Annotated in this window: 4 protein-coding genes; all 4 read right to left on the reverse strand. The window is 46.7% G+C overall.

All coding sequences use genetic code 11. The annotated features are described in order from the left end of the window. Nucleotides 1–57: 57 nt before the first annotated feature. From rsmI to AC1MDJ_RS06565, 4 genes are read right to left on the reverse strand one after another with little or no spacing between them, the layout of a single operon-like run. On the reverse strand, nucleotides 58–732 hold the full coding sequence (gene rsmI / locus AC1MDJ_RS06550) for a 16S rRNA (cytidine(1402)-2'-O)-methyltransferase (protein ID WP_479690131.1): 675 nt from the start codon (nucleotides 730–732) through the stop codon (nucleotides 58–60). After that, the gene (locus AC1MDJ_RS06555; RefSeq protein WP_479690132.1) at nucleotides 725–1,960 is read right to left on the reverse strand and encodes a MiaB/RimO family radical SAM methylthiotransferase; all 1,236 of its coding nucleotides are present in this window, start codon (nucleotides 1,958–1,960) and stop codon (nucleotides 725–727) included. The genes rsmI and AC1MDJ_RS06555 overlap by 8 nt, the downstream gene beginning before the upstream one ends. Beyond that, nucleotides 1,948–3,255, reverse strand: coding sequence for a hemolysin family protein (locus tag AC1MDJ_RS06560; protein WP_479690133.1), 1,308 nt, complete (start codon nucleotides 3,253–3,255; stop codon nucleotides 1,948–1,950). The genes AC1MDJ_RS06555 and AC1MDJ_RS06560 overlap by 13 nt, the downstream gene beginning before the upstream one ends. 12 nt (nucleotides 3,256–3,267) lie before the next feature. Beyond that, complete coding sequence (locus AC1MDJ_RS06565; RefSeq protein ID WP_479690134.1) at nucleotides 3,268–5,316, reverse strand: sodium-translocating pyrophosphatase; 2,049 nt, start codon at nucleotides 5,314–5,316, stop codon at nucleotides 3,268–3,270. Between the last annotated feature and the right edge of the window lie 223 nt (nucleotides 5,317–5,539).

A 5,539-nucleotide genomic window follows, 5' to 3' on the forward strand; every position in this document is an offset into this window, starting at 1 on the left:
TGCTGTTTCTAGCGGGTTATGTGAAAACGGGCGCTATCTATTTTATGGCTTTTTATCTCACAAGACCAGCGAGGCTGAGGCGGAGCTTGTCCGATTGTCCTCTGCGCTACTAACAAATACAACCTCTTCATATATTTTTGTCAACTCTCGGCACACTGCCATAGGCGGCTCAAAATATTTTAACAATACCTCCAATGTGCGCTTTAGTCTGTGTGGTGCCTCATATAGCACTATGGGGTAGCTAGCAGTGGACAATCGGACAAGCTCCGCCTCAGCCTCGCTGGTCTTGTGAGATAAAAAGCCATAAAATAGATAGCGCCCGTTTTCACATAACCCGCTAGAAACAGCAGCAAGCACAGCGGCGGATGCACATGGTATTACCTCATGCGGAATGCCCTGTTCTAGCAGCCGTCTTATCAGCACATAGCCAGGGTCGCTTATGGCTGGCATCCCCGCCTCGCTTATCAGGGCAACGCTTTTACCTGCAGCTATGGTTTCAAGCACCTGCTCGCTCGCCGCTAGTTCATTGTCTTTGTGATATGAATGTAGTTCTTTCTTGATATCTAGGTGCGCCAATAGCCCGCGCGCCGTTCTGGTGTCCTCAGCAAAAATCACGTCAGCTCCCCGCAAGGCGGCTATGGCGCGCTCACTCATATCAGATAGATTGCCTATCGGCGTGCCTACTATTCGGCAGATTCTGCGCTCCGCGGGTGTTGCTTTCCTATCAAACATCTAAATATAACCTCTCATTATCGTTATCATAGCGCAAAATGCCCTCTATAAACAAGTTTTTCTCAGTCTCCTGCGGTAGTTGAACCAAGAAAAAGTTGTCCGTATGCCCCTTACCGCCCCCCTCTGATAGCACACGCACCAACTTGCCCGCCTGCCGTTTATTTGCGTCATCCTTATACTTTTTAGCTAGTTCTCTGAGCATACTTGCTCGCTCTAATCGCACCGTTTGCGGCACCTGTCCCGCCATATCAGCTGCCGTAGTGCCCGGACGTGCAGAAAATGGAAATATATGCATATATTCTGGCTTAATCTCCGCTAATAATTCTTTAGTCTCATTAAACAATCTGTCCGTTTCACTAGGAAAACCAGTAATTATATCTAAACCTATACAGACATCAGACACCCCCGCGCGCAACTCATGGACTGCATGGAGTGCCTCCTCTGTGGTGTATTTCCTATTCATAGCCATCAATACTTCATTAGAGCCACTTTGCAACGATATATGCACGTGCGGAGCAAGCTTGCCCGCGGAGCTTGCCATTACATCCACTAGCTCGTCTGTAATCTCATTTACGTGCATAGATGTGAGCCTAACCCTGAAATCTCCCTCCAGAGCGATAATTTGCCGTAAGAGACTACAAAGATTGTCCTCGCTTGGTAAGTCCGCTCCGTAAAGCCCTATATGAATCCCCGTTAGGACAATCTCTTTATAGCCTGATTTTAGTAATGTTCTTAACTCATCTATTGTTTCATTTGCTGACTTGCTTCTGCTAGCACCGCGTAAACTGGGGATTATACAATACGAACACGCACAGCTACATCCGTCTTGTATCTTTAAGAATGCTCTTGTTTTAGTTCTGATAGGCAGAACGGCAGGGATGCCCCCTGACTTGCGCCCGAGCATGCGTTCAAGTATCCGTTCTTTGTCGTTATTTAAGACTATTATATCTGCATTTATGTCAGCATCGTTGTCAGTTTTTAATAGCTCCGCCATACAGCCCGTAGCAACAATCTTTCCACTGGCGTTGCTCTTGCGTAGCTGTGTCAACCCACGTCTGCATTCATTTTGCGCTCGTTCCGTCACAGCACAGGTATTGACTATTACTATATCTGCCTCTTCTGGCTTATATTCATAAATTGCTCCGTATCTAGGCAGATTAGCAATTAAGGTGTCCAGCTCCGCCCTGTTAACTTTGCAACCATAAGACACGAAAGCTACTCGCTGCATTTAAGGGACACCCGCACCTTTGCTATGCGCAAACCGTCTATCTCTACCACCTTAAATACAAAACCCTCATGCTCCACTATATCGCCTACACCGGCTTTGCGCCCTAATGCGCTGAACACAAAGCCACCGATAGATTCATCGCCACTTTCAAGTTGTATTTTTAGCTCCTTGCCCACATCTTCTATTGGAGTCTGCCCATTTATTTCGTAAGTATTGTCGTCAATTTTCGTTATATCGCACTCTTCGTTATCATATTCATCATTTATGTCGCCTACTATCTCTTCCAGTATATCTTCTAGGGTAATTAGACCCGCAGTGCCACCATATTCGTCTATCACAATAGCTAGGTGTATCTGTTTGGCACGCATAGCCTGCATTACATCGGCAATAGGCATAGTCTCGGGCACAAACAAGGCTTCACGCTTTAGCTCCTCTATGCTATATTTATGCGATTTTTGTACCTCATTTTCTAGTAAATCACGCAAATGGACTAGCCCTATAATGTCATCTTTGTTAGATGATGATAGCGGAAAACGCGTATATGGCGAGCTTAACACTATCTGCATGTTATCTTCATAGCTTTTATCGGTGTATAGACAGAACATTTCAGTGCGGGGGAGCATTATATCAGTTGCCGTCTTATCGGCAAAATTTAATGCACCTTCCATTATCTGTCCCTTAGTATCGTCCAATACCCCCTCAGTGCGGCTGTCGTTCACTATCATGCGCAACTCCTCTTCTGAGTGAGCCTGCACACTATCATCATGGCGGGAAACACCTATTAAACGCACTATTAGGGTAGCAAGTCTGTCAAATAATAAAACTATTGGATATGTGATAATACGAAATACTCGCATGGGGACAGCGACCAACAGTGCCATTCGCTCTGCACTCTGTATAGCAACCGATTTCGGTACAAGCTCGCCAAGCACCACATGCAACAACGTTATTATTGTAAATGCTACAATTATGCTAATCGTATAGGTTACATTTGGGTCGTCTGATATGAGCGTAAGCACTGGGGCTAAAATTTTTGCCACCAGAGGTTCCCCCAGCCAGCCCAACGCAAGCGATACAAGAGTAATACCCAACTGTATTGCACTGAGATATGAGTCTAACCTATCTGCTATATCTAATGCAATCTTTGCTAGGCTACTGCCCTGTTTGACAAGCTCTTCAAGCCTTGTCCTGCGCACTCTAACTATGGCAAACTCCGACAGGACAAAAAAAGCATTCATCGCCACCAATAGCAACGTGGCGATGAGCTTTAATATAATCGTTAAATACGGGGACATTTTATAATGCTACTATGCCAATGCAGGAGCTATCACCAATGATATTATGCACATTAGTTTTATCAATATATTTAGCGCAGGACCACTCGTGTCCTTGAACGGGTCGCCCACAGTGTCGCCTACTACAGCAGCCTTGTGTGCATCAGACCCCTTCTTTTCGCCAGCTATATCACCTTTCTCAATAGACTTCTTGGCATTGTCCCAAGCTCCGCCAGCATTAGCCATAAATAGTGCCAATAGGACGCCTGTAACGGTTGCTCCGCCTAACATACCACCGAGAGCCTCTTTGCCTAGTGCCACACCGACCAACACTGGCGCAATAGCGGCTATAACACCCGGAAGTATCATCTCCCTAAGAGCAGCACTGGTTGATATATCAACACAGCGTTTAGAATCAGGTTTCACACCCGGCTTGCCCTCTAATAGTCCCGGTATTTCGTGGAACTGTCTGCGAATCTCCTCTACCATCTGCCCTGCAGCTTTACCTACACTTGTCATAGTGAGTGCCGATATTACGAACGGCAGAATACCGCCGATAAACAAGCCTATAACAGTTTTAGGCGAGATTAGGTCTATAGTCTCAATCTTTGCACTGCTAGCGTAAGCTGCAAATAGTGCTAATGCCGTTAGTGCTGCCGAGCCTATCGCAAAACCTTTGCCCATTGCAGCAGTAGTGTTGCCTAGTGCATCAAGATTGTCCGTTATAGCACGCACATCCTCTCCCAGTCCGCTCATTTCTGATATGCCACCAGCATTGTCGGCTATAGGACCATAGGCATCAACTGTCATTGTTATGCCGACTGTTGCAAGCATACCTACAGCGGATACCGCTATTCCATAAAGCCCCGCAAAATAGTCAGCCGTAAATATTGCCACGCATATTACTAGCATTGGTATAGCAACTGAGTGGAAACCCACAGCAATGCCCGCTATGATGTTAGTAGCAGCACCGGTTTTAGACGCCTCTGCTATGCCGAGCATAGGTTTAGATGATGTATAATATTCGGTTATAAGCCCGATTAGCGTGCCGCAAACCGTGCCTGATAACACCGCCCAATAGATACCTGTAGGAAGATTTAATAGGCACGATATTAAAAGGAATGTTGCAACTAAAAAGAGTGCCGTTGCAATAAATGTAGAATAGCGCAAAGCCTTTTGCGGCTCAATATTGCGCAACACCCTCATTGAGGCAACGCCTAGCAGAGAGCAAAGCAAACCAAACATAGCAAGTTGCATGGGCAGGGACATTAACAAGCTACGTACAAGCTCAACATTGCCACCATTTGATAGCCTAGCCAGTGCAGCTCCACCCATAGTAGCGGCAAGTGCAATAGTTGCTATCAGCGAGCCTACGTAGGATTCAAATATGTCAGCACCCATACCAGCTATATCGCCAACATTATCACCAACGTTATCGGCTATGACGCCTGGGTTACGCGGGTCGTCTTCTGGTATGCCCGCTTCAACCTTGCCGACAAGGTCGCTACCAACGTCTGCCGCTTTGGTGTATATACCGCCACCTACGCGTGAAAACAGGGCGATACAAGATGCACCCATAGCAAAACCGTTAATGTATTTAGCCATTTCAGGATTGCCTAGAAATGCGAACGCAATACTAACACCGATTAAACCGATACTTGCAACAGCCAGCCCCATAACAGCTCCGCCGTTGAACGATACAAAGAGTGCTGCGGCTAGCCCATTGCTACGTGCAGCCTCTGATGTGCGCACGTTAGCTGCTGTAGCAGAGTTCATGCCGATGTAGCCTGCCAGCACAGAGCATGCAGCACCTGCCAGAAAACAAACAGCCGTCTTGATGCCCAAACCTTCAGCACCAAGAGACGGCGCAATCGTGATTAGGATGAAAACGAGAATAACAAATATAGCCAGCACGCGATATTCGCGCGATAGAAATGCCATAGCTCCATCATGTATCTGTTTAGCAATATCTGTCATTGCATCATTGCCTGCGGCTTGAGCCTTTATGTAACTGAATATCACAAACGCTACCAGCAGCCCCACTGCACCCACTGCGACCATTAGAAATACACTATCTAACATTATATGTGCCCTCCAACTGAATAATTGCGCTAATATTACCCTAACTTGGCAAGCTAGTCAAGGGGGGGGGGGGGGCCTCCTTAAAGGAAAGGTTTTTTAGGGGAATTAAGGGCCATTGGGATTTTTCCTCCCCCACAGGTGGGGGAAATCGGGAGAGGAAACGGTCGAAACCCCAGCCCCCCCGGAAAACCCCGATGGCCTCCTTCTGCTTGAAAAAAAAAAA

The organism is Candidatus Termitispirillum reticulitermitis, from assembly GCF_054655775.1.

Bases quoted from the DNA above. Each gene is read 5' to 3' on its own strand.
- rsmI (WP_479690131.1), bottom strand. From the start codon at position 732: ATGTTTGATAGGAAAGCAACACCCGCGGAGCGCAGAATCTGCCGAATA.
- AC1MDJ_RS06555 (WP_479690132.1), bottom strand. From the start codon at position 1,960: ATGCAGCGAGTAGCTTTCGTGTCTTATGGTTGCAAAGTTAACAGGGCG.
- AC1MDJ_RS06560 (WP_479690133.1), bottom strand. From the start codon at position 3,255: ATGTCCCCGTATTTAACGATTATATTAAAGCTCATCGCCACGTTGCTA.
- AC1MDJ_RS06565 (WP_479690134.1), bottom strand. From the start codon at position 5,316: ATGTTAGATAGTGTATTTCTAATGGTCGCAGTGGGTGCAGTGGGGCTG.